Source organism: Rhizobium sp. CIAT894 (assembly GCF_000172795.2).
Lineage (GTDB): Bacteria > Pseudomonadota > Alphaproteobacteria > Rhizobiales > Rhizobiaceae > Rhizobium.
In genome coordinates, this window is record NZ_CP020947.1 from 2,468,121 (window position 1) to 2,490,710 (window position 22,590).

Genomic DNA, 22,590 nt, shown 5'->3' on the forward strand with positions numbered 1-22,590 from the left:
GCCCGTAGGGCGAAGCCTCGAAGGACGAGGCGGGCGCTCCCACCCCAGGCGCAAACATCTTGAATAACGACATAGGCCACGTTGCGGCAGCATCCTTCGAGGCGATCCTGCGGATCACAAGGATGAGGACCCGTGGAGGCTGCTGCTATCTCATCAGTCGATCAATCGCTGCGCGGTAAACTTGTCCGTAACAAGCATGTCGATGACGCCAACGCGGAGCGCGCCTGCGATAGCGTCGGTCTTTTTGGCTCCGCCGGCAAGGGCGATGACCCGGTCCACCCGCTCGAGATCCTCGAGCGGAAGGCCGATGACCCGGTCGTCCAGCGGCGTCTTGACCGGCTTGCCGTTCTTATCGAAGAAACGAAGCGAGATATCGCCGACGGCGCCCGCTTCCGCGAGATCGGAGAGTTCGCGGGAGGAAAAGATGTTGCCGGAGCGGGCGAGAAGTTCGGATGGTTCGACGGCTCCGATGCCGACGATTGCAAGCGTTATGCTGCCGAAGAGGTCCATCGTCTCGCGGACGAACGGGTCGGCCTGCATCAGAAGCTTTGCCTCCCTCGACGTCGTCACGCCCTGCACGGGGAGCAGTTTCGGCTCGGCGCCGGTCAGCCGTGCAAGCCGCGTGGTCAGCTGTGTAGCGTGCGTCTGCACCGAAGGATCGCCCATGCCTCCAAGGGTCTGGACGACGTATTTCACCTGAGCGCTCTTCGAAGGATGAATGTTCTCGACCATCTTGAAAATGGTCTGGCTCCAGCTCGAAACGCCGATGATCTCTCCTGGCGAAAGCGTCACCTCCAGGAGATGGGCCGCGGCCTCTCCTATACGGGCCATGATGGCGCCGTCCCGGTCTTCCGTGCATTCGACGACGATCGCTTCGGGCAGACCGTATTTCTCGCGAAGCGCGCCCTCGAGCTCGCTATAGGTACCGACCGGAGGGATCACGCTGGTTCGCACGATATCTTCGGCCTCGGCGCGCTTCAGCATGCGCGACACCGTCGCCTGCGACAGACGAAGGTGCTCTGCGATCTCCGCCTGCCGCCGCCCCTCTATGTGGTACATCTGGGCGACCCTTGAAATGAGACGGAGTTCGTTGAGGCGAGTCATCGCTAATCCCAGAGTGAATTTTTATTCACCTTTAGCCTGTGTTTCGCGGGACGTCGAGCGGGCGAGCGCATCATTCCAGGTATCGAGAAGTCCCGCCCGATCATCGGGTTGCGGCTCGATGGTCTCAGTGTTTCGCGGCAGCGCCGCGACAATGTCGAGATCGCCCCACAAACCGAGTGACAGCCCCGCCAGATAGGCAGCGCCCAGAGCCGAGGCCTCGGGTGCTTCGCATTGGATCACCGGATGTTCGATGAGGTTGGAGACGCACTGCATCAGGAAGCGGTTCTGGCTCGGTCCGCCATCCACATAGAGCGCGCCAAGTTCGCCACCGCTTTGCGTCCGCATGGCCGCAATCACGTCATGCACCTGGAAGGCGATGGAATCGGTGACCGACCGGGCCATCTGCGCGCGTGTCGTGTTGAAGTTGATCTGGGAGAACAGGGCGCGGGCATCGGCATTCCAGTAAGGCGCCCCCAGTCCGACGAATGCCGGCACGAAGCCAGGGCCGCCCGGCTCGGCGCTCGCCGCAAGTTCGACAAGCGCCGCCACATCCGCAAGGCCGAGAATATCGGCCATCCAGGGAAGACTGGCGGCGCAAACGAGAATATTGCCTTCGAAAGCGAAAGTCGGCTTTCCCCCGATACGCCATGCGACTGTGGTCGTGACGCCGTTGCGTGGGGGAATGAATTGCGAAAGCGTCGTCATGACCGAAGAGCCGGTCCCGAAGGTCACCTTGCCGTCGCCCGGCTTGAATGCTCCATGGCCGAACAGGGCTGCGTGGCTGTCGCCGACCGCGGCCATGATGGGCGTGCCGTCCGCCACCCCCGGCAATCCTTGCGTTCTGCCGAAATCGGCGGAGCTGTCGAGCACTTCGGGCAGTAGCGCGATATCGACACCGAAAATCTCGCCGAGCTCCTCGCTCCATCGCTGTTCCTTCAGATCGAACAACTGGCTTCTGGCGGCATTCGACGCGTCGCAGGCATGCCGGCGCCCGCCCGTCAGGCAGTGGACCAGCCAGCTGTCGATCGTTCCGAGCCGCACCGATCGCCCGGCTGGAATGCGGTCGAGCAGCCAGCGGAATTTCGAACCCGGAAACATCGGATCCAATGGCAGGCCGGTGAGCGCCTGCACCCGGTCAAGGCGGCCTTCGACAATCAGACGTTCGCAATCCTGCGCCGTTCGGCGGCATTGCCAGCTGACCACCGGCCCAAGCGCCTCTCCGGTATCGGCGTCCCAGGCGGTGACCGACTCGCGCTGGTTGGAAATGGCGACCGCCTCGATCGTCACATCGGGGCCGGCCTTCAGGCAGGCGTCGACCGCTTCGCGGACTGAGGCGTAGAGCCGGCGCGGATCTTGTTCGACCCAGCCCGGCTTCGGATAGGAGATGCCGACAGGAGCCGACCCTCTGCCGATGATTTCTCCCTTCTCGGAAACGAGAACTGCCTTTGAATTGGTCGTGCCCTGGTCGATTGCCAGAATTGCCCGCATTCTATCCTCCCCGGATCAGGTGACGGCCGGGCGACAAATGCGCCCCGGCCGATCACGTGATCCCCGTTTTACTTGCGCCTGATCAGCGCCTGCGCGGCGTCGGCGATTGCGGTCGGTGCCATCCCGAATTCGTCGAGCAGGAACTCGGCCGAACCTGTGGGGGCATAGACGCCGGGAACGCCGAGACGCTTCATCGGCACCGGAGCATGGTCGACCACCACTTCGGCGACCGCGGAACCGAGCCCGCCGAAGATCGAATGCTCTTCGGCCGTGACGATCGCTCCGGTTTCCCTTGCCGCCGCGATAATAGCGTCCTCGTCGATCGGACGAACCGTTGCAAGGTTGAGCACTCTGGCGTTGATGCCGCGTTCTGCGAGGATCTCGGCAGCCTTCAAGATACGATGGGTCAAAGTGCCGTTGGCGATCAGCGTGACATCGGAACCCTGGCGAAGGAGGTTTGCCTTGCCAAGTTCGAATGTGTGACCCTCCGGAAGCAGATCGGGCACACCGACGCGGGACAGACGCAGGAAACAGGGCCCGTTATAGGCCGCGGCCCACGCAACGGCGGCAGCGGTTTCGATGCGATCACAGGGCGCAATAACAGGAAGATTGGGCAGGACCCGCAGCCAGGCGAAATCTTCGATCGAGTGATGCGTCGGGCCGAGCTCGCCATACGCCATTCCTGACGAAATGCCGACCAGCTTGACGTTGGCATTCGAGTAGGAAATGTCGGCCTTGATCTGCTCCAGCGACCGCCCGGTGAGAAACGGAGCGGCGGCGCACACGAATGGAAGCCGCCCGCCATTGGCAAGACCCGCCCCAACGCCGACCATGTTCTGCTCGGCGATACCGACATTGACGAGGCGCTCTCCAAACTTCGACTTGAAGCCGCCAAGCTTGGAGGAACCGACGGAGTCGTTGCAGACGGCGACGATCGTTTCGTTTTCAGCGGCCAGCCGCTCGAGCGTAGAGGCGAATGCGTCGCGGCAATCGTAGAGCTTGGGTGGGTTTACTGGCGCGTTCATTAGAGTGCCTCCGACAATTCTGCCAATGCGATTTCGTATTGTTCCCTGCTCGGCACCTTGTGATGCCAGTCGACCCGGTCCTGCATGAACGAAATTCCATGGCCCTTGTTGGTATGGGCGACGATGCAATGCGGTTTCGTTCCCCGGTGTTCGAGCGCCGGAACGACTTCGCTCATGGTGTTGCCGTTGATCTCGGTGACCTCCCAACCGAACGCCTCGAGCTTCGGACGAAGCGGCGCGAGATCGTTGGTTTCGGCCAGCGCCGCCCCCTGCTGGAACCTGTTGTGATCGATGACCAGCGTCAAGTTGTCGAGCTTGAACTGCGCGGCCGCCATGATCGCTTCCCAGTTGGAGCCCTCCTGCATCTCACCGTCGCCGGTGACGACATAGGTGCGATATCCAGCGCCCGAAAGCTTGGCGGCTTTCGCCATTCCGACTGCCACGGGAAGACCGTGGCCGAGCGGCCCGGTATTGGTTTCGACGCCGGGAACCTTGTTGCAATTCGGATGGCCGTTCAGCCTCGAATGCGGCTGCAGAAAGGTGGAAACCTCCTCCTCCGGAATGAAGCCGCGTTTTGCGAGCGTCACATACAAAGCGCAGGCCGTATGCCCCTTTGAAAGAACGAACCTGTCGCGGTCGGGATGCCTCGGCTGATCCGGCCAGACATTCAGGACACGAAAATAGAGCGCCGTCAAAATGTCGATGACCGACATCTCCCCGCCAATATGGCCGGCGCCTGCCTCGAAGACCGCCTGAAGATCGCGCAATCGGATCTGGCGGGCGATGCGCTCAAGTTCTGTCGTATCCATGATTCCTCGCGTGCATAAATATTCACTATTCAATATTTTTGCACAAGAAGCCGATTAGTCAACCCCTTTATACCAACTACCGCCAACATCCATCCAACGAAATCTTGTTGACAGCCGGAAAGCAAGTTGTTAATGAATTTTCCAGCAGGCGTGAATATTTATTCTCACCTGAACGAATATCGGATACAGGCCTAAGCATAGGGAGGAGCAATGGTGGCGCTCGATATCAATGAACACAGGCTTTCGTCCGGCGCCTGGCTCGGCAAGCTCAAGGGAGCTACCGGCCCGCTCGTGGGATTGCTTGCGCTCTGCGTCTTTCTGAGCCTCAGCACGGACACGTTTCTTTCGGTTCGAAACGGCCTCAACATCCTCGACCAGATCACCGTTCTCGGCATCATGGCGGTCGGGATGACCTTCGTCATCCTGATCGGCGGCATCGATCTCTCCGTCGGCTCGGCACTCGCCCTGGCTATGATGGTCATGGGCTGGACTGCCAATGTCGCCGGCCTGCCGTTGCCGGTCGCGATCGCTTTTGCTCTGGTCGCATCGGGGGTTTCTGGGCTGATCGTCGGACTGCTGGTGACGCAGTTCAGGGTTCCGGCCTTTATTGCCACGCTTGCGATGATGTCCGCCGCACGCGGCGTCGCCAATATGATCACGGACGGCCAGCAGATCGTCGGGTTCCCCGACTGGTTCATGATGCTGGCAATCGATCGCCATTTCGGCGTGTTGACCGCCACCGTGTTTCTCATGCTTGCGGTGGTTCTTGCGGCGTGGCTTTTCCTGCACTTCCGCTCCGAAGGGCGCATGCTCTACGCGGTCGGAGGAAATCCGGAGGTCGCGCGGCTGGCCGGTATCAACGTCCCGCTCGTGACGATATCAGTCTACATCGTAAGTTCAGTCCTTGCGGGGCTCGCAGGCATCGTGCTCGCCGCCCGGCTGGATTCCGTCCAACCATCAAGCGGTCTCGGCTATGAACTGGACACCATCGCTGCGGTCGTCATCGGCGGCACGTCGCTCTCCGGCGGCGCTGGCGGCATCGGCGGAACGCTGATCGGTGTTCTGATCATCGGCGTGCTGCGCAACGGCCTCAATCTTCTCAACGTCTCGCCGTTCCTGCAGCAGGTGATCATCGGCATCGTCATCGTGCTCGCGGTCGGCGCGGAGACCATTCGTCGGCGTCGCGCCTGACGAGCAGGGTCCGCCGCGTTGGCGGGCCCAAAATTCCGCCCCGAAATTGGGGGCGGATCAATACCCCGAGGGGGAGGACATACCCGAGGGTTTCATCAAACAACGGAGGAAATACAATGAAAATAGCGCGCACCATGCTCGCATCTGCTGCACTGCTCGGTCTCATGCTCGGCCCCGTGCACGCGGCGGAACTGAAGAAGCTCGGCCTCGCCGTTGCCAATCTTCAGGCAAACTTCTTCAACCAGATCAAGCAATCGGTCGAGGCCGAAGCCAAGAAGCGCGGCATCGAAGTCATCACGGTCGACGCAAAGGGCGACGGACCGACGCAGGTCAACCAGATCCAGGATCTTCTGACCCAGAAGATCGACGCGCTGATCTACATTCCGGCAGGTGCCGCGGCTGCGACCGTTCCGGTCAAGCTCGCCAAGAGCGCCGGCATCCCGGTCGTCAACGTCGACCGCAACGCCGAGGGTGCACCGGGCGATACCTTCCTCGCAACGGATTCCGTCGCCTCAGCCAAGGCGGTGTGCGACTACATTCTGAAGGAAGCCGGCGGCAAGGGTAAGATGGTCATCATCCATGGCCAGAAGGGCACGACCCCGGAAGTCGATCGCTCGAAGGGCTGCGCTGAATCGCTGAAGGCCTATCCTGACGTGAAGGTCGTCGCCGAGCAGTTCTCCAACATCTGGAGCCAGGACGAAGGCTTCCAGATTATGCAGAACATGCTGCAGGCAAACCCTGATGTTTCGATCGTGTTCGCCCAGGCCGACGGTCTCGCTCTCGGCGCCGCGCAGGCGATCAAGGTCGCCAATCCGTCGCAGAAGATCGTGGTCGGCGGCTTCGATGGCGACACCGCAGCACTCGAAGCCCTCAGCAAGGGCGTCTTCAACGTGACGGCGACGCAGCAGACGCAGAAGATGGGCCGCGATGCGGTTGAAAATGCCGCCAAGCTTGTCGCCGGAGAAAAGGTGCCGCCGGTCCAGCTCCTGGATGCCACGCTGACCACCAAGGAAAACGTGGCAGGCTTCATCGCCAACCATCCCTGATAAAGTTGAGGTCTTGAGGAGGTGTGCCGTGACTGATCCCGTTCTTTCCCTGAGGGGCATATCCAAGTGGTATGGGCCGCTCCAGGTTCTGAAGGATGTCAGCTTGGACGTCTATCCGGGCGAAGTGGTTGCACTTCTCGGTGAAAACGGAGCGGGCAAGTCGACGCTGTCGGGCATTATTGCCGGCTCCCGCACGCCCTCCGAAGGATCCATGACATGGCTGGGGCAGCCTTATGCCCCGGCCACCCCAAGAGAAGCGATCGACAAGGGTGTTGTCCTGATCCACCAAGAGCTGCAGCTTCTGCCGCAGCTGTCGATCGCGGAAAACGTCTTCATCGGACGCTGGCCGATGAAGAACGGCGCCGTCGACCGCGCTCAGATGGTTCGCCGGGCCCAGGACCAGCTTGCTCGCTTGAACCTTCATATACCGGCAACACGGATGGTTTCCGGCCTTTCCACCGCCAATCAACAGCTCATCGAGATCGCCAAGGCGCTGGCTCTCAACGCAAAACTGCTGATCCTCGATGAGCCGACAGCCGCCCTTGGCGGCGCGGAGACGGAAGCTCTCTTCGAACAGGTTCGCAAGCTTCGCTCGGAAGGCGTGGGCATCGTCTACATTTCCCACCGAATGGAAGAGATCAAGCAGATCACCGACCGCATCGTCGTTCTTCGCGACGGCGAGCGCGTGCAGGAATTCTCCGACAGCGCGACCCCGGTGCGAACGATTGTCGAGAGCATGGTCGGACGCCCGCTTGACCGTTTGTTCCCCACCCTGCCCGTTCCGACAGATCGTCCGGTGCTGCAGGTGTCCGGGCTAAGCTCGCCTGATGACTCGTTCCGTGACGTTACCTTCGAGGTGCGGGCCGGCGAAATTCTCGGCATCGCCGGGCTGGTCGGCGCCGGCCGCACCGAACTGGTGCGGGCGATTTCGGGCGCCGATGCGATCAGTGCTGGTTCGATCAAGCTGGAAGGCGAGGAACTCAGACTGCGCGACCCGGCGGACGCCATCGCCAGGGGAATCGTGATGGTTCCGGAAGACCGCAAGGAGCAAGGCCTGATCGTCGGGCACCGGATCAGCGAGAACATTATCTACGCCAATCTCGATAAGCTGGGCGGCGGCTGGATCACACCGCGCATCAAGCGCTCCTTTGCGGAAAAGGCCGTCGCCAAATTCGGCGTCAAGGGCCGTGCCGAGCAATACGCCTCGGACCTATCAGGCGGCAACCAGCAGAAGGTCGTGATCGCCAAATGGCTCATGCGCGATCCCAAGGTCGTCGTGCTCGACGAACCGACGAGAGGCATCGATGTCGGCGCCCGCGCCGGCATCTACGACATCATCGTCAATCTCGCCAAACAGGGCGTGGCGGTCATCGTCGTAAGCTCGGACCTCGAGGAGGTTCTCGGCGTTTCCAATCGCATTCTCGTGCTTGCCCAAGGCAAGCAGGCAGGCATCCTCGATCGTGACCAGGCAAATGACGTCTCGGTCATGGAGTTAGCGACCATCTAAACAGACAGAGAAAGGAAGAGCGGTGTCTGACATCTCTCTGAACGCCCCGAAGCTTTTCGACCTCAGCGGCCAGGTTGCTATCGTCACCGGCGCCGGGAGCGGCATCGGGCAACGCATTGCCATCGGCCTTGCGCAATGCGGCGCCGACGTGGCGCTGCTCGACCGTCGAACCGACGACGGGCTGGCCCGGACGGCTGAACATATTCGCGCCGCCGGCCGTCGCGCGATCGAGATCGCGGCTGACGTTACGAGCAAATCTTCGCTTGCAGATGCCGTCGCACGAACCGAAGCGGACCTCGGCGCACTGACGCTGGCCGTCAACGCCGCAGGCATCGCTAACGCGAACCCGGCGGAAGATATGGAAGAGGATCAATACCAGACGTTGATGGATATCAACCTGAAGGGCATCTTTCTTTCCTGCCAAGCCGAGGCCCGCGCCATGCTGAAAAATGGACGCGGCTCCATCGTCAACATCGCTTCCATGTCGGGCGTCATCGTCAACCGGGGGCTGAGCCAGGCGCATTACAACGCCTCCAAAGCGGGCGTCATCCATATGTCGAAGTCTATGGCGATGGAATGGGTCGGCCGCGGCATTCGCGTCAACACCATCTCCCCCGGATATACGGCAACGCCGATGAACACCCGTCCGGAGATGGTTCATCAGACCAAGCTTTTCGAGGAGCAGACGCCGATGCAGCGCATGGCAGCGGTCGACGAAATGGTCGGTCCGGCGGTGTTCCTGCTGTCGAATGCGGCAAGTTTCGTCACCGGCGTCGATCTTCTCGTCGACGGCGGTTTCTGCTGCTGGTGATGCCTGAGGAGGCTCATCGCCGGCCGCTGGAAATGAACGGTCTCGCCTCCTCCCTGGCTGAGATCGAGGCGGTGAAGGGACCAACGGGCGACGGCGTGCAATATCGCCGTCCGCCCGCCCTTCGCGCCGACTGAACGGGCGCTCGCGCCGAGATTTGCTGTGTATGTCAGGATACCGGGAAGGAAAAAGCATGAAACGCTTTGAGCAAAAGACCGTCGTCATTACCGGGGGCAGCCGCGGCATCGGCGCCGCGATCGCCAGGCGCTTTGCGCGCGAAGGCGCCAATCTCGTCGTCTCGGCCAATGAAGATCTGGTCCACAGGGTTGCCGAACAGATCCGCATCGAAGGCGGCAAGGCGATCTCCTTCATCGGCGACGTCACCGACAAGGCAAGCGTCACCGCACTCTACGATGCCGCTGAAAAGGAATTCGGCACGGTCGACGTCTCGATCCAGAATGCCGGCGTCATCACCATCGCCCGCGTCGAGGACCTGACCGAAAACGAGTGGGACAAGGTCATATCAGTCAACACCAAGGGCGTCTTCCTCTGCGCCCAGGAGGCCATTGCAAGAATGCGCAAGCACAAGCGCGGCGGCCGCATCATCAACACCGCCTCCGGCCAGGCCCGCGACGGCTTCATCTTCACGCCGCATTATGCCGCCTCGAAAATGGGCGTCGTCGGCATCACCCAGAGCCTGGCGAAAGAAGTCGCGACCGAAAACATCACCGTCAACGCCTTCTGCCCCGGCATCATCGAGACCGACATGTGGGCTTATAACGACCAGGCCTGGGGCAAACTCCTCGGCAATTACGGTCCGGGCGAACTGATGAAGGAGTGGGTCGAAGGGATCCCGATGAAACGCGCCGGCTCCGGCGAGGACGTCGCCGGCCTGGTCACCTTCCTCGCCAGCGATGACGCCGCCTATATCACCGGCCAGACGATCAATGTCGATGGTGGGTTGATCATGTCTTAGGTGGGGTGGCGGCTTTTTGGGGAGAGGATGCAAGCGTGCCTTTCGCTTGCCGCTCAAGGCGTGCGTCGCTGACGCTCCTCACCCCCCTCATCTGCCCTGACGGGCATCTTCTCCCCGCTGGGGAGAAGGGGGAGCGAGCTGCACGGTGGCCACACCTATCGCAACGTCTCAAATGGAGCGAGGCGCCGCCGCGATTCCGCTTCTCCCCAGCGGGGAGAAGATGCCGGCAGGCAGATGAGGGGGCCGCACGGCACATCTTTCATTGCCTGGGCAAAATGCCCCTTCACCAACCCTACGTCCGACTGATCGAAACCCCGCCATCCGCCAGCATCGCCGTCCCCGTCACAAAGCTCGCCATATCCGACGCCAGGAACAACGCTGCATTGGCGATCTCCTCCGGCTGGGCCATGCGCTTCAGCGCATGCAGCCCCTCGACGAAGGCAAGCAGTTCCGGTGTCGCATCCGGCGCATTGGTGATCGCAGCCGGCGTATCGGTGCCTCCGGGAAGCAGGGCGTTGACACGGATATTCTGCCGCCCGAGTTCGGCCGCGAGCACCTGCACGAAGCCGATCAGCCCCGCCTTGCTTGCTGCATAGGCAGCCATCCCGGGCATGCCGGCGGTGTGGCCGACGAAGGTCGAGGTGAAGATCAGCGACCCGCCGCCTTTTCCCATCGCTGCCGACTGGTACTTGGCGCCGAGGAAGGAGGCGGTCAGATTGGTCTCGATCGTCTCGCGCCAGCCCTCCAGCGACAATCCGGCGGCCGGCCCCATCTCACCAAGGACGCCGGCATTGTTGAAGGCGATGTCGAGCCTGCCGAAACGCGAAACCGCCGTCTCGACGAGCCCTGCCTGCAGCGCCTCATCCCTGACATCGCCGGCAACGGCGATGGCCTCTCCGCCCTTCGCCTCGATTTCGGCGACGACGGCGTCAAGCGCCTCCTGCCGCCGGCCGTTGATCACCAGCTTCGCGCCTTCCCGTGCAAAAACCTTCGCAGCTGCGCGGCCGATGCCCGAGCTTGCGCCGGTGACGATCGCGACCTTGTCGTTCAGAAGTGTCATGTCCGTTTCTCCTCAGTTGTTGAGGCATCCCAAATCTCAGACATCTGACGATGCAGCCACCCGTTTCCCGCGCGCAAAAACAAAAGGCCCGATGGCAGATCGTCTCGGACAGACCAGTTTCGTTGGGCTGGCCGCATACGAAATGCCGGATTCACCAGACAAAACGGTCATTTGCCGTTGTTTTCACACGAGCACCTGCCGTTGCGTCAGCACCATTGTGCGCTGCATCGTCGATTTATCCCGGGTGTGACATTCATCCGATTCCCTTCATGTATCTTCCCGACTAAGAAGGGGCGCACAGGTAAAGGGAATCTCTTCATGCCGCGGTCACGCAATACTGAGGGCGCCATCTATATGAGCATGGCGATGGCCGGCTTTTCCTCCAGCGATGCCCTCTCCAAATCGGTGGTCGCCTATATGAACGCCGGCGAGATCATGTTCCTGCGCGGCCTTTTCACCAGCCTGCTCGTCTATCTGATCGCCTGGAAAATGGGCGCGCTGCGCTCCTGGCGTGTCATGCTGAAGCCGATGATCATTCTTCGTATCGTCTGCGAGATAATCTCCGCCGTCACCTACATCACCGCGCTCGGCATGATGCCGATCGCCAATGCCTCGGCGATCCTGCAATCGCTGCCGCTGGTCGTCACTTTCGGCGCCGCGCTGTTCTTCCGCGAGCCTGTCGGCTGGCGGCGCTGGTCGGCGATCCTGGTCGGTCTTGTCGGCGTCATGATCATCATCCGCCCCGGCCCGGAAGGATTCACGGCCGCTGCCCTGCTCTGCGTCGGCGCGGTGCTGACGACGGCCGGCCGCGATCTCGCCACCCGGTCAATCGACCCGGAGATTCCCTCGCTGATGATCACCGTCATCACCGCCATCTCCATCTCCTTCTTCGGCGCGCTTCTCATCCCCGTGCTCGGTGGCTGGCACCCGGTCAGCGCGACCTCGCTCGGGCATCTCCTGCTCGCCTCGGTTCTGGTGCTCGTCGGCTACCAGTCGGTCATTCTCGCCATGCGCACCGGCGAAATCTCCTTCGTCGCGCCGTTCCGCTATACCAGCCTGATCTTCTCCTCGCTGCTCGGCTTTTTCTTCTTCGCCGAAGTGCCCGACAGCTGGACGCTCATCGGCGCCGCAATCGTCATCGCTTCCGGCCTCTATACGTTCTATCGTGAAGCCAAGCGTCACGTGGCGCCGATCGCGCAGGAATCGGCGCCGCGCTCACCGGTTTGAGGCAGGATGATGACTGAATTCTCGCTCGACAGATCCGATATAGCAGGCGTCGTGCTGGCCGGCGGCCGCTCGCAGCGCATGGGCCACGACAAGGCGGGCGCAATGCTCGGGACCGAAAGCCTGCTCCGTCATGTGCTGACCCGCCTTTCGCAGCAGGTCGTCCCCGTCGCCGTCAACGCCGATACCGCCGCCGAGAATGTACCTCTCGTCCCAGACCGGTTTCCCGGCAAGGCCGGGCCGTTGGCCGGCATCCATGCGGCCATGCGCTATGCCGCCGGCCTTCCCGCGATCACCCATGTCGTCACCGTCTCCGTGGATTGCCCGTTCTTCCCGACCGATCTCGTCGCCCGGCTGGCGGCATCGGTCGAACGCCCGTCGCAGATCGCCATTGCCGCTTCCGAGGGCCGCAGCCATCCCGTCTTCGGGCTCTGGCCGGTGACGCTCGCAACCGATCTCGAAACCTGGATCGCCACCGACGAAAAGCGCCGCGTGCGCGACTTCCTGTTGCGGCATGACGTAACGGAAGTGGCGTTTCCGCTGCATCCGACCCGTGCCAGCCTGCTCGATCCCTTCTTCAACATCAACACGCCTGATGACCTGATCGAGGCGGAACGCTGGCTGGAGGCCCTTCGCGCATGAATGCACCCAAAATCTTCGGCATCGCCGGCTGGAAGAACTCGGGCAAGACAGGTCTCGCCGTCCGGCTCGTAACGGAGTTCACCCGCCGCGGCTACAGGATCTCGACGATCAAGCACGCCCATCATGATTTCGACATCGACAAGGTGGGCGCCGACAGCTACCGCCACCGCGAGGCCGGCGCCCATGAGGTCACCATCGTCTCCGGCACCCGCTACGCCATCATGCACGAACTGCGCGGTGCGCCCGAACCTGCATTCGAGGAAATCCTCGCCCGTCTCGCCCCCTGCGATCTCGTCCTGATCGAAGGCTACAAGCGCGAACCGATCCCGAAGATCGAGGCCCGCCGCCTGGAGGCCGCCAATCGCCAACCGCTGGCGACGAGCGATCCCCATATCTGCGCCATCGCCGCCGATCATGCCGTCGCGGACACGGCCCTGCCCGTCTTCGATCTAGATGACACAGGCGCCATCGCCGATTTCATCGCAACGATCGTCGGCCTTGAACAACGGCCCTGAACCACGCGCGCGGCCCGATCCGAGCACTGGAGCCGTCTCGCCGGCCACCGCCCTGGCGATTTCCTTGGCGAGCTGCGCCTGGTTATAGGGTTTTCCCAATCTCGGAAGATCGATGTCGGTGCCGGCGGGAAGATCGGCATAACCTGTCGCCAGCACGATCGGCAGCGCCGGATGAATGTCCCGCGCCGCCGCGGCGAGCTGTGCGCCGGTCATGCCGGGCATCGAATAATCGGTAATGACAAGGTCGAAATGCTGACCGCTCCTGATCAGCTCCAGCGCCTGCAAACCGGAATTTGCCTCGACGACCACATGGCCGAGATCTTCCAGCATGTCGACCGAACTCATGGCGATCAGGGCATCGTCATCGACCAGCAGGATCTTCAGCCCGGAAGCCGATAGCGGGACGGACAACTCCGTCTCGGCCGGCCGCTCGGGGCGCCGTTCGGTCGCCGGGAGCCACAATTCGGCGGTCGTTCCCACCCCGAGCTCGCTTGTCAGAACAAGCGCGCCATTGAGCTGAACGGCAAGTCCGTGAATCATCGATAAGCCAAGACCCGTGCCCTTTCCGACTTCCTTGGTCGAGAAAAACGGATCGACGGCCTTCTTCAACGTCTCCGCGTCCATGCCGGTGCCGCTGTCGGCCACCGCCAGCACGAGATAGCTCCCCTCGCCGAGATCGCCGTCATTGCCGACAACCCGCTCCTCACGCAGCGATATGGAGAGCCTGCCCCCATCCGGCATCGCATCGCGGGCATTGACGGCAAGGTTGAGCAGCGCCAATTCGAGCTGGTTCGCATCGACCAGCGCCGGCGGCAATCTTGCCGGCAGGGTGGGTTCGATGCTGACCGAAGTGCCGACCGAGCGCCGCAGCAGGTCGTTCATGCCGGAAACCAGCTCGGCCAGGTCGACGGGCCTGACCTGCAGATCCTGCTGTCTGGCAAAAGCCAGGAGCCGCTGCGTCAACGCTGCCCCGCGGCGCGCGCCCTGAAGCGCTCCCTCGACGAGACGCGTCGCCTTGGCATCTCCGGACAGGTGTTTGCCGAGCAGCTCCAGATTTCCGAGAACGACCATCAGCAGATTGTTGAAGTCATGGGCGACGCCGCCCGTGAGTTGACCGATCGCCTCCATTTTCTGGGATTGGCGAAGCTGCTCTTCGGCTCTTTCACGCTGGGCGACCTCTTCAAGCAGGGTCTGGTGGGCGGCATTGACCTCCCTGGTCCGCTCCCTGACACGCTCTTCGAGGGTTTCATTGAGCCGTCTCAGATTTTCCTCGATGGTCTTGCGGGCAGTGGTATCGGAGCAGACGCCGACGAGTTTCCTGGCGGAACCGTATCTGTCGGCATAAAGCTGGGCATGAACCTCGGTCCAATGCAGCGATCCATCCGGCCAGATCGTCCTGTGCTCCAGCGAATAGTCGCGGCCGGTATCGATTGTCTGGCGCAGGCGCGCCAGCACAAAGTCGCGATCGTCGGGATGGATGCTTGCGATCAGATCGTCACGCGTCACCTCATCATCCGGCCCTCGGCCGAACACTGCCTTACAGGTCGCCGAAGCCGACAAGGCCATCGAGGACAGCTCCAGCTCCCACGCCCCGAGACGACCGGCGGCGAGTGCGGTCTGCAGCCGCCGCTCTCCCTCTCCCAAAGCCTCCAGCCGGGCGCGCGCTTCATACTGGCGCAGGCGCCCCTTCAGTGCGGTCCGCGCAACGCTGATGAAGGACGTGGCATGGAACGGCCTCTCCAGAAAAGTCACGTTGCCGAGGAGCTCGGATAGCCTGGCAGCGGCAGGATTCCGGTCAGGTCCGCCGCCACGCTGGGTGAGGACGATGAACGGCAGATCGGACCAGCTTGGTTGAGCGGCAACCCAGGCAGCAATCGGTGTCAGGTCACACCCGCGGACGGCCTCTTCCGTCAAAATGCCAACCGCGACTTCGTCGTCGAGTGATGATGCGAAGAGAGTGAGGTCGGCAACAGCTATCGAGGCTAGTCCGGCCTCATCGGTCAACGATGCCGCGACCTGGGCGTCGCGTCCGGCCGGTGCATAGATCAGCGCCTTCGGGTCGTGGAGATTAGGAATTGCCGCCGTCCTCGCTGTCAGTTGGCAAAAGCGGAGCGGTCCCTGCGACGAACTCCGGAACACCACGAAGCACTCCCTGGAAACCGACGATGGGATCTCCGAATGTCAGGCCGCCAGCATCGATCCGATATTCCCGGATGTTGTCCTCGTGGTGGCCGGTCCTTTTCTTGATGATGGAGACCGCCCGCCGCACGCGTCCTACCGCCTCGAAATATCGCAGCAGGATGACGGTGTCGGCGAGATAGGTCACATCAACAGGCGCCTTCATGTCGCCGACCAGTCCATGCTGGGCAACGGTGAGGAAGGTGTTGGCGCCTTGCCTGTTCAGATATTGCAGCAGCTCGTGCATATGCAATATCAGCGAATTCTCATCCGGCATTGAGGCCTGGTAGCCGTTGATGCTGTCGATGACGACAGTCTTCGCCCCCGATCTGTCGACGGAAGCACAGACCCGATGGGCGAATTCACCCGGTGACAGTTCCGCGGCATCGAGCTGCTCGATATGCAGCAGCCCCTCATCCCTCAGGGCCTCAAGATCCATGCCGAGCGCTTTCAGGCGCGTGAACAGCAAGCCAAGCTCCTCGTCAAAAATGAAGGCAGCCGCCCGTTCGCCGCGTGCGATGGCCGCCATCAGAAATTGAAACGAGAAGGTACTCTTGCCGGTACCGGCCGGCCCCAGGATCAATGTACTCGACCCTCGTTCGACCCCGCCGCCGAGAAGCAGGTCGAGCCGGGCAATACCGCTGGAAAGCTGATCGCGAGCATAATTCGACCTGTGTTCGGCGGCGACGAGGCGCGGAAACACGACGACACCGCCGGTCTGGATGGTGAAATCGTGATAGCCGCCGCGGAAGGCCTGCCCGCGGTATTTCGTCACCCTCAGGCGTCGCCGCTCGGCGCCGTAGTTCGGCGCCAGCTCATCGAGATGAATGACCCCGTGCACTACACTGTGTACCGTTTTGTCAAGCGTGTCGGAGGTCAGATCATCGAGGAGAAGGACGGTCGCCCCTTGTCGGGCAAAATAATGTTTGAGCGCAAGAATCTGCCTGCGATAGCGCAGCGAGCTTTGCGCGAGCAGCCTTATTTCGGACAGGCTATCGAGAACCACCCGGTTCGGCTTGACCCGCTCGAAAGCTGCGAAGATTTCTTGAGTCGACTCACCGAGTTCAAGATCCGACGAATAAAGCAGGCTCTGCTGCTGGTCGGCATCCAGCAAGCTTTCCGGAGGCACGAGCTCGAAGACTTCGATATTGCCGTCGACCACCATGCCGTGCGATGCGGCAGCGGCCCTAAGCTCGCTCTCGGTTTCCGAAAGGGTGATGTAGAGCCCCTTCTCGCCGAGCCGCGCCCCTTCGATCAGAAACTGCAATGCGATGGTCGTCTTGCCCGCTCCCGGATTTCCTTCCAGGAGAAACACGTGGCCAGTGGAAAGGCCCCCCGCCAGAATTGTGTCCAAACCGGACACGCCGATCCGGGCTTTCGTGGCAGGTGCCGCAGTATTCATCCATTGTTTCCTCAGTTTTAATGGGAATTAGCGGCGAGCGATGGAATGTCAAATCGCCGGCAGGCGTGATTTCGCTTCCGGTAAAGCCGATCGACGCCGGCGTCTATTCTCGATAACGAAGCGCATCGACGACGACGGCGAAGGCCGGCGACGTGTGCCGGCGGCTCGGATAATAGAGATGATAGCCGGGAAACGGCAGGCACCAGTCCTCGAGCACGCGCACCAGCCGCCCGTCGGCCAGATGCGCCGCGACCACGTCCTCCGGCATGTAGGCAAGCCCCAGGCCTGCCAGCACCGCGCTGAGCCGCAGCGCGATATTGTTGAAGACCAATTGTCCTTCGACGCGAACCCTGATCTCACGCCCGTCCTTCTCGAACTCCCAGGCATAGACGCTGCCATAGGTCGGCAGGCGCAGATTGATGCAATTGTGGTCGGTCAGTTCCTGCGGCGTCAGCGGCTTCGGCCTCGTGTCGAAATAGGCGGGAGCGCCGACCACGGCCATGCGCATGTCCGGGCCGATGCGCACCGCGATCATGTCCTTCGCCACCTGTTCTCCAAGCCGCACCCCCGCATCGTAGCGCTCGGCGACGATGTCGGTCAGGCCGTAATCGACGATGATTTCGACATTGATATCGGGATAATCAGGCAGGAGCCTTTCCAAGGCCGGCCAGAGTACGGCATCGGCCGCATGCTCGCCGGCATTGATGCGGACGGTGCCGGCCGGCTTCTCCCGGAACGCGCTCAAGGCCGCAAGCTCGGTCTCGATCTCGTCGATGCGCGGGCCTATGGTGAGAAGCACCCGTTCCCCGGCCTCCGTCGGCGAGACGCTGCGCGTCGTCCGTGTCAGCAAGCGCAGTCCAAGCCGTTCCTCCAGCCCGCGGATGGTGTGGCTGAGCGCCGATTGCGAAACCCCCAGCTTGCCCGCCGCCTTGGTGAAGCTCTGCGCGCGCGCAACGGCAAGAAAAGCGATCAGGTCGTTGACGGCGGGACGCGACATTTATGAAATTTCCTCATGAGTTCTTGCCGTTTATACCACCTAATCACGACCACGCCCACGCGCTAAAGAGCTTGTCATCCCAGGCGGACCTGTCCGCCGAGGCAGACATGTCTGCCCCAGGCGGAAACTCCACCCCAACAACAGGAAAGGAAGACGAGATGAACATCAAGCGAAGCGGTTCGCAGCCTTCGGCCAGGGGACCGTCCGACTGGTTTACCGGCAGCGTGCGCATCGACCCGCTGTTTGCGGTAACAGGCCCCGCACGCGCGGCCGGCGCCAGCGTCACCTTCGAGCCCGGCGCCCGAACCGCCTGGCACACCCACCCGCTCGGCCAGACGCTGATCGTCACCTCGGGCTGCGGCCGCGTGCAGCGCGACGGCGGACCTGTCGAGGAGATCCACGCCGGCGACGTCGTCTGGTTCTCCCCCGGTGAACGCCATTGGCATGGCGCATCGCCGACGACGGCAATGACCCATATCGCCATCCAGGAACAGCTCGACGGCAAGGTCGTCGACTGGATGGAGCACGTCACCGACAGACAATATCAAGACTAGAAAGAGAAACTTCTATGCAGAAGCGTGAACTCGGAAAGAGCGGACTTCAAGTCTCGGCCATCGGTCTCGGCTGCATGGGGCTGAGCTATGGTTACGGCCCGGCGACCGGCATTCCGGAGGCAACCGCATTGCTGCGGCGGGCATTCGAACAGGGCGTGACCTTCTTCGACACCGCCGAGGCCTATGGGCCCTATAAGAACGAAGAGCTTCTGGGAGAGGCGCTTGCGCCCTTCCGCAGCGAGGTGGTGATCGCCACGAAATTCGGCTTCAACTTCGATGCCAATGGCGGCCAGAGCGGCATGAACAGCCGGCCGGAACAGATCCGCGTGGTGGCCGACCAGGCGCTGAAGCGCTTGAAGACCGACGTCATCGATCTGTTCTACCAGCATCGCGTCGATCCCGACGTTCCGATCGAGGATGTCGCAGGCACGGTCAAGGCGCTGATTTCAGAAGGCAAGGTGAAGCATTTCGGCCTCTCCGAAGCCGGCGCCCAGACGATCCGCCGCGCCCATGCCGTCCAGCCGGTGACGGCGCTGCAGAGCGAATATTCGCTGTGGTGGCGCGAGCCCGAGCAGGAGATCCTGCCGGTGCTGGAAGAGCTCGGCATCGGCTTCGTGCCGTTCAGTCCGCTCGGCAAGGGCTTCCTCACCGGCGCGATCAGCGAAACCACAACCTTCGACAGCAAGGACTTCCGCAACATCGTGCCGCGGTTTTCGGCAGACGCGCGAAAGGCCAACCAGGTGCTCGTCGATCTCCTCGCAGAGATCGCCGCGCACAAGAAGGTCACTTCCGCCCAGGTGGCGCTCGCCTGGCTGCTGGCGCAAAAACCCTGGATGGTGCCGATCCCCGGCACCACCAAGCTGCATCGCCTGGAGGAGAACATCGCCGCCGCCGCGGTCGAACTGACGGCCGAGGATCTCGGCTATATCGAAAGCGCACTCGCCACCATCAAGGTGGAAGGCGATCGTTATCCCGCACATCTGCAGGCAAGGGTCAACCGCTGAGAAAAGGAGCGGCCGCCATCGTTTGCGGCCGCTTCTTCGCCAATCGCATCATCGTCTCGGCGCCGGCGCATTCTCCTGGAAAGCCGGGATCGCCTCGAGCCTGCCGACAATCTGCGCGATATTGGGCCACCGGGCGAGATCGAAGCCCATGCGGCGGGCGCTGATCGCCTGCGGGAAGAGAAAGATATCGGCAATACCAGGCCGATCGCCGACGGCGAAGACGCCTTGCCTGCGGCCGGCGATCATCGTCTCCACGGCGGCCATTCCCTCGCCGACCCAGTGACGGCTCCAGGCGGCAATGGCATCGGCGTCGGCCTGGAAGGCCGTTTTCAGATGAAGGCCGATCCGCGGCGGCAGCAGCGCATGGATCTCGGCGGCAATCGCCAGCGCGATCGACCGTGCCAGCGCCCTGCCCTCCGCCGTCTCGGGCAGCAGCGGCGGTTGCGGCTGGAGCTCATCGAGATATTCGACGATTGCCAGCGACTGGGTGATGAGAACGCCGCCATCCGTCAGCAAGGCCGGCACCAGCCCCTGCGGATTGACGTTGCGATATCCGGCCTGCCGGCTTTCGGCCTCTTCGCCGAGAATGGTGACCGGCAGCGCCTCTGCCGTCAGCCCCTTCAGGGCGAGCGCGATCCGGACTCTCGAGGTCGCCGAGGAAATTTCGTTCTGATAGAGTTTCACTGTCTTTCTCCTTGGTGATTTAAAAAGGAGCGGCGGACGCCGCCGTTAGGAAGCCCACGAGGGGCGAAGGTTCCTGCGAGCTTATGTCGTAGATGCAGGGCGCGGCAAAGACCGCCGCCCCCAGAATGCAGATGATCATCAATCGCATCAAATCCTCCGTCGGTGCGGCCGCGACCGGCTTGAACGGAGTGTGGTTTGACCGACTGTTATATCCGGCATGTTTCCGAAATCGGCCGATATGTCACAAAACGTAGCATCCGGCATCCGGGACATTTTCCCCTACAAACCGCCGGAAAATTTCCGGCGGCTCCAATCGTCACCGAAGGGTGACTTCCGCCGCCAGCCCGCCGCCGGGGCGATTGTAGAGCCGAAGGGATCCGCCGATCTTGGCCGTCAGCTGCTGGGCGATTGCAAGACCGAGACCCGTGCCGCCGGTCTCCCGGTTGCGGGATTGCTCCAGCCGGAAGAAAGGCTGCATGGCGGCTTCGAGCATGTCGTCAGGAATTCCAGGCCCCCGATCCATCACGGTGATGACGATATCGTTTTCCGCGTTGCGCCCGACGCTGATTTCGGCGGCACCTGCAAACTTCAACGCATTGTCGATGAAGTTCGAAAGAATGCGGCGAAGGGCGTGCGGCTTGGTCAAGGCGGCGCCCTGCACCAGCCCGACGACCGTCACCGCCTTGCCGGTGTCCTGGTAGTCGTAGGATATGCTGTCGATGAACGAGGCAAGATCGATGCGGGCATTCTTCTCGCCGCTGCCGTGGGCGCTGCGCGCATAGGCTATGCCGTCCTGGACGAGGCGCTGGATCTCGCCGAGATCGTGCACCAGCTTGTTCTTTTCAGGCGAATCCTCCGCCATGTCGGCGCGCAGCCGCATGCGGGTGATCGGCGTCTGCAGGTCGTGCGAAATCGCCGCCAGGATCTGCACCCGCTCTTCGAGGTAATGGGCGATCCTCTCTCGCATCGCATTGAATGCCCTCGCTGCATGCGCGACCTCGCTCGGACCCGCCTCACTCAAGGCAGGGCCATCCTTGTTGGGGTCGAGGGCGTCGGCAGCGGCGGCAAGCGCGCCGAGCGGCCGGATCGCCTGGCGCACCGCAAACCAGGTGCAGAAGATGAGCAGCAGCATCTGGATGACGAAGACATAGGGAAGCCATGCGGCGATCGGCATAACGCCCTTCGGCGTAACGTCGATCGTCAGCGGGCTTCCGTCGCTCAGCGTCAGATGAGCCTGCAATCGGTTCACCTCGCCCGGAATCCGCTCGATGTTGATCGGAAATCGGTGGCCGACGGCCTGCTCGATCTTGCCCGATATCTCCGCGCCCTTGCTTGACGTGTCGGGCACGCCGGGAAGGCCCGTCCCGAGCACGAAGCGGTAATTGCCACGGCTCAGCCTGTCCAGGAGATCGCCGCGTTCGCCCGGCGGAAGCCGGTCGAGAACGGCGATCGATGTCGCGACGTCATTCTCCAGCGTGCCGAGCATCACCGCCTTGGCCGACATGGTGCGTTCCATGTAGAGCACGCTGAAGGACAGCCCGTAGGCAAGGGCGAGACCGATCAGCAGGATGAGGAAGATCCGCGAGCGCAACGTCCTCGGCCACGCCAGGCTCGAAAGCAGGGGGATCGCCGTCCTCATTGGCGCAGCTCCGTGATTTCGACCGGAACGGAAAAGACATAGCCTTCGCTGCGCACCGTCTTGATGTAGGTGGGTTCCCGTGCATCGTCTCCCAGCCGCTGGCGCAGGCGGCTGACCAGGAGATCGATCGAGCGATCGAAGAGGTCGGCATCGCGGCCCTGCGTCAGGCTCAGAAGCTGGTCGCGGTTCAGCACCCGCTGCGGGTGATCGATGAAAACGCGAAGCAGGCGGTATTCGGCGCCGCTGAGCGCGATCGCGGTTCCCTCCTTGTCGAGAAGATGCCGGGCGACCGTGTCGAGCCGCCAGTCGCCGAAAGTCAGCAGCTGTCCGGCCTCGCTGATCTGCAGGTTCGGCGGCAGCATGCGCGTGCGCCGCAGCACCGCCTTGATGCGGGCAAGCAGTTCGCGCGCGGCAAAGGGCTTGGCGAGATAGTCGTCTGCGCCCATTTCCAATCCGAGGATCCGGTCCATCTCGTCGGTGCGGGCCGTCAGCATCAGGATCGGGATCGCCTTGTGCCGGCCGGCGCGCAGTTCGCGGCACAGCACCAGCCCGTCGTCGCCGGGCATCATCACGTCGAGCACGATCAGGTCGACGGCATTGGCTTCGAGAAAGCTGCGCATCTGGCGCCCGTCTGCGGCAATGCTCGTCCTCAGGCCGTTTTTCTGCAGATAAGCCGAGACCAGCTCGCGGATTTCGCGATCGTCGTCGACGACCAGGATGTGATCGACATGATCCAT

Annotated in this window: 22 protein-coding genes; 11 read left to right on the forward strand and 11 right to left on the reverse strand. The window is 62.4% G+C overall.

What is annotated here, in order from left to right:
• Positions 1-153: 153 nt before the first annotated feature.
• From RHEC894_RS12225 to RHEC894_RS12240, 4 genes are all read right to left on the reverse strand, one after another.
• Entirely contained in the window at positions 154-1,104 is a 951-nt protein-coding gene (locus RHEC894_RS12225) for a sugar-binding transcriptional regulator (protein WP_085737461.1), read from the reverse strand.
• A gap of 21 nt (positions 1,105-1,125) precedes the next feature.
• The gene (locus RHEC894_RS12230; protein ID WP_085737462.1) at positions 1,126-2,592 is read right to left on the reverse strand and encodes an FGGY-family carbohydrate kinase; all 1,467 of its coding nucleotides are present in this window, start codon (positions 2,590-2,592) and stop codon (positions 1,126-1,128) included.
• A 68-nt stretch (positions 2,593-2,660) separates the two neighbouring features.
• Positions 2,661-3,617 (reverse strand): transketolase family protein, encoded by a 957-nt coding sequence (locus RHEC894_RS12235; protein ID WP_085737463.1) that lies wholly within the window; start codon positions 3,615-3,617, stop codon positions 2,661-2,663.
• On the reverse strand, positions 3,617-4,426 hold the full coding sequence (locus tag RHEC894_RS12240; RefSeq protein ID WP_085737464.1) for a transketolase: 810 nt from the start codon (positions 4,424-4,426) through the stop codon (positions 3,617-3,619). The genes RHEC894_RS12235 and RHEC894_RS12240 overlap by 1 nt, the downstream gene beginning before the upstream one ends.
• Before the next feature lie 210 nt (positions 4,427-4,636).
• Between RHEC894_RS12240 and RHEC894_RS12245 the strand changes: the two genes are divergently transcribed.
• The 6 genes from RHEC894_RS12245 (at position 4,637) to RHEC894_RS12265 (ending at position 9,954) form a co-directional block, all read left to right on the forward strand.
• Positions 4,637-5,617, forward strand: a complete 981-nt coding sequence (locus RHEC894_RS12245; protein ID WP_085737465.1) for an ABC transporter permease — start codon at positions 4,637-4,639, stop codon at positions 5,615-5,617.
• A gap of 116 nt (positions 5,618-5,733) precedes the next feature.
• Entirely contained in the window at positions 5,734-6,663 is a 930-nt protein-coding gene (locus tag RHEC894_RS12250; protein ID WP_003540275.1) for a sugar ABC transporter substrate-binding protein, read from the forward strand.
• A gap of 28 nt (positions 6,664-6,691) precedes the next feature.
• Complete coding sequence (locus RHEC894_RS12255; RefSeq protein WP_085737466.1) at positions 6,692-8,170, forward strand: sugar ABC transporter ATP-binding protein; 1,479 nt, start codon at positions 6,692-6,694, stop codon at positions 8,168-8,170.
• 22 nt (positions 8,171-8,192) lie between these two features.
• Entirely contained in the window at positions 8,193-8,981 is a 789-nt protein-coding gene (locus RHEC894_RS12260) for an SDR family oxidoreductase (protein ID WP_085737467.1), read from the forward strand.
• A complete protein-coding gene (locus RHEC894_RS33780; protein WP_010066922.1) occupies positions 8,981-9,115 on the forward strand; it encodes a hypothetical protein in 135 nt (44 codons plus the stop codon). Before RHEC894_RS12260 ends, RHEC894_RS33780 begins: the two co-directional genes overlap by 1 nt.
• A 56-nt stretch (positions 9,116-9,171) precedes the next feature.
• Complete coding sequence (locus RHEC894_RS12265) at positions 9,172-9,954, forward strand: glucose 1-dehydrogenase (protein WP_085737468.1); 783 nt, start codon at positions 9,172-9,174, stop codon at positions 9,952-9,954.
• A 292-nt stretch (positions 9,955-10,246) separates the two neighbouring features.
• Here RHEC894_RS12265 and RHEC894_RS12270 read toward each other — a convergent pair whose 3' ends face one another.
• Entirely contained in the window at positions 10,247-11,014 is a 768-nt protein-coding gene (locus RHEC894_RS12270; RefSeq protein WP_085737469.1) for an SDR family oxidoreductase, read from the reverse strand.
• Between the two features lie 318 nt (positions 11,015-11,332).
• Here RHEC894_RS12270 and RHEC894_RS12275 point away from each other — a divergent pair, with 318 nt between their 5' ends.
• Genes RHEC894_RS12275 through mobB form a run of 3 tightly spaced genes read left to right on the forward strand, consistent with a single transcriptional unit; the run spans position 11,333 to position 13,395 of the window.
• Positions 11,333-12,241, forward strand: coding sequence for a DMT family transporter (locus RHEC894_RS12275; RefSeq protein ID WP_085737470.1), 909 nt, complete (start codon positions 11,333-11,335; stop codon positions 12,239-12,241).
• 9 nt (positions 12,242-12,250) lie between these two features.
• Positions 12,251-12,880 carry a molybdenum cofactor guanylyltransferase MobA gene (mobA, locus tag RHEC894_RS12280; RefSeq protein WP_085738960.1) on the forward strand — a complete coding sequence of 210 codons (630 nt, stop codon included), beginning with the start codon at positions 12,251-12,253 and terminating at the stop codon, positions 12,878-12,880.
• Positions 12,877-13,395, forward strand: a complete 519-nt coding sequence (mobB, locus tag RHEC894_RS12285; RefSeq protein WP_085737471.1) for a molybdopterin-guanine dinucleotide biosynthesis protein B — start codon at positions 12,877-12,879, stop codon at positions 13,393-13,395. Before mobA ends, mobB begins: the two co-directional genes overlap by 4 nt.
• On the opposite strand, the gene RHEC894_RS12290 is transcribed toward mobB, so the two are convergent.
• From RHEC894_RS12290 to RHEC894_RS12300, 3 genes are all read right to left on the reverse strand, one after another.
• Positions 13,330-15,492 carry a hybrid sensor histidine kinase/response regulator gene (locus tag RHEC894_RS12290; RefSeq protein WP_281069157.1) on the reverse strand — a complete coding sequence of 721 codons (2,163 nt, stop codon included), beginning with the start codon at positions 15,490-15,492 and terminating at the stop codon, positions 13,330-13,332. The two genes, mobB and RHEC894_RS12290, sit on opposite strands and share 66 nt — an antisense overlap.
• Positions 15,464-16,975, reverse strand: a complete 1,512-nt coding sequence (locus tag RHEC894_RS12295) for an ATPase domain-containing protein (RefSeq protein WP_085737472.1) — start codon at positions 16,973-16,975, stop codon at positions 15,464-15,466. The genes RHEC894_RS12290 and RHEC894_RS12295 overlap by 29 nt, the downstream gene beginning before the upstream one ends.
• 103 nt (positions 16,976-17,078) lie before the next feature.
• Positions 17,079-17,972: a LysR family transcriptional regulator gene (locus RHEC894_RS12300; RefSeq protein ID WP_085737473.1), complete on the reverse strand. Its 894-nt coding sequence runs from the start codon at positions 17,970-17,972 to the stop codon at positions 17,079-17,081.
• A gap of 158 nt (positions 17,973-18,130) precedes the next feature.
• Between RHEC894_RS12300 and RHEC894_RS12305 the strand changes: the two genes are divergently transcribed.
• Complete coding sequence (locus tag RHEC894_RS12305) at positions 18,131-18,526, forward strand: cupin domain-containing protein (RefSeq protein ID WP_085737474.1); 396 nt, start codon at positions 18,131-18,133, stop codon at positions 18,524-18,526.
• A gap of 14 nt (positions 18,527-18,540) precedes the next feature.
• The gene (locus RHEC894_RS12310) at positions 18,541-19,530 is read left to right on the forward strand and encodes an aldo/keto reductase (RefSeq protein ID WP_085737475.1); all 990 of its coding nucleotides are present in this window, start codon (positions 18,541-18,543) and stop codon (positions 19,528-19,530) included.
• A 48-nt stretch (positions 19,531-19,578) separates the two neighbouring features.
• On the opposite strand, the gene maiA is transcribed toward RHEC894_RS12310, so the two are convergent.
• The 3 genes from maiA to RHEC894_RS12325 all read right to left on the reverse strand — a co-directional run bounded on the left by maiA (position 19,579) and on the right by RHEC894_RS12325 (position 22,590).
• A complete protein-coding gene (maiA, locus tag RHEC894_RS12315; RefSeq protein WP_085737476.1) occupies positions 19,579-20,214 on the reverse strand; it encodes a maleylacetoacetate isomerase in 636 nt (211 codons plus the stop codon).
• Between the two features lie 316 nt (positions 20,215-20,530).
• Positions 20,531-21,853 carry a HAMP domain-containing sensor histidine kinase gene (locus tag RHEC894_RS12320; RefSeq protein WP_085737477.1) on the reverse strand — a complete coding sequence of 441 codons (1,323 nt, stop codon included), beginning with the start codon at positions 21,851-21,853 and terminating at the stop codon, positions 20,531-20,533.
• Positions 21,850-22,590 carry a response regulator gene (locus RHEC894_RS12325; RefSeq protein ID WP_085737478.1) on the reverse strand — a complete coding sequence of 247 codons (741 nt, stop codon included), beginning with the start codon at positions 22,588-22,590 and terminating at the stop codon, positions 21,850-21,852. The genes RHEC894_RS12320 and RHEC894_RS12325 overlap by 4 nt, the downstream gene beginning before the upstream one ends.